1 pseudogene is annotated in these 241 nt (G+C 64.3%); it reads right to left on the bottom strand.

Annotated elements, in window-relative coordinates:
• Window positions 1-15: 15 nt before the first annotated feature.
• A pseudogene (locus ADL12_RS27975) lies at window positions 16-241 on the bottom strand (ISAzo13 family transposase); the annotation flags it as partial.

The following is a 241-nucleotide window of genomic DNA, read 5'->3' as shown; positions in this document are numbered from 1 at the left end:
AGGGCTTGCAGATCATTAACACGTCGTCTTGATCATGCTGTTGAGGTTGTTGGTCTGAGCTCGAACCCGAGCCTGGAGGGCTGTGAGGGCGGCGGGCGGGGTGGCCGCCGGCGCGATGACGATGCTCTGCGCCTTGAGTAGTCTCCTGATCTTCAGCAGGGTGCGATGCATGGCAGTCCGGCTGCTGTCGAACAGCACGGCGAGGGGTTCCGCGGCCAGGGCGACCCGTAGGTGGAGCACG

Source organism: Streptomyces regalis, assembly GCF_001509475.1.
GTDB classification, from domain to species: Bacteria; Actinomycetota; Actinomycetes; order Streptomycetales; family Streptomycetaceae; genus Streptomyces; species Streptomyces regalis.
This window is presented reverse-complemented; position numbering and strand designations above follow the sequence as displayed.